Here is a 1,091-nt window from a genome sequence, read left to right as displayed (position 1 = left end):
AAACCATGACAACCACCATTCAACAGCGCGAAAGCGCCAACGTTTGGGAGCGGTTCTGTCAGTGGGTAACCAGCACCAATAACCGTCTTTACATCGGTTGGTTCGGTGTTCTCATGATCCCCACTCTCTTAACCGCCACCACCTGCTTCATCATCGCCTTCATCGCTGCTCCCCCCGTGGACATCGATGGGATTCGTGAACCTGTTGCAGGGTCTTTACTCTACGGTAACAACATCATCTCTGGTGCTGTTGTTCCTTCCTCCAACGCCATTGGTTTACACTTCTACCCCATCTGGGAAGCTGCTTCCCTCGATGAGTGGCTGTACAATGGCGGTCCCTACCAGTTAGTGATCTTCCACTTCCTGATCGGTGTATTCTGCTACCTCGGTCGTCAGTGGGAACTCAGCTACCGCTTAGGGATGCGTCCTTGGATCTGTGTGGCTTACTCTGCCCCCGTATCCGCCGCTACTGCTGTCTTCCTCATCTACCCCATGGGTCAAGGTTCTTTCTCCGATGGGATGCCTTTAGGAATCAGTGGGACTTTCAACTTCATGTTGGTGTTCCAAGCTGAACACAACATCCTCATGCACCCCTTCCATATGTTGGGTGTTGCCGGGGTGTTCGGCGGTGCGTTATTCAGCGCTATGCACGGTTCTCTGGTCACTTCTTCCTTAGTGCGTGAAACCACCGAAACCGAATCTCAAAACTACGGTTACAAATTCGGTCAAGAAGAAGAAACCTACAACATCGTGGCTGCTCACGGTTACTTCGGTCGCTTAATCTTCCAATACGCTTCCTTCAACAACTCCCGCGCCCTGCACTTCTTCTTAGCAGCCTGGCCGGTGGTTGGGATCTGGTTCACCGCTCTGGGCGTAAGCACCATGGCGTTCAACCTGAACGGTTTCAACTTCAACCAATCTGTCTTAGATAGCCAAGGTCGCGTCATCAACACCTGGGCTGACATCCTGAACCGCGCTAACTTAGGGTTTGAAGTAATGCACGAGCGCAACGCTCACAACTTCCCCTTAGACTTAGCTAGTGGTGAAGCTGCTCCTGTGGCTTTAACTGCCCCCCAAATCAACGGGTAAGTT

Annotated in this window: 1 protein-coding gene; it reads left to right on the top strand. The window is 52.1% G+C overall.

Annotated elements, in window-relative coordinates; translation table 11 throughout:
- Positions 1–5 precede the first annotated feature (5 nt).
- Entirely contained in the window at positions 6–1,088 is a 1,083-nt protein-coding gene (gene psbA, locus K4A83_RS22710; protein WP_321161045.1) for a photosystem II q(b) protein, read from the top strand.
- Positions 1,089–1,091 lie beyond the last annotated feature (3 nt).

The sequence above is a fragment of the Spirulina subsalsa FACHB-351 genome (assembly GCF_026130165.1).
GTDB lineage: Bacteria > Cyanobacteriota > Cyanobacteriia > Cyanobacteriales > Spirulinaceae > Spirulina_A > Spirulina_A subsalsa_A.
The sequence above is the reverse complement of the archived record's forward strand: the minus strand, read 5'-3'. Positions and strand labels throughout refer to the sequence as shown.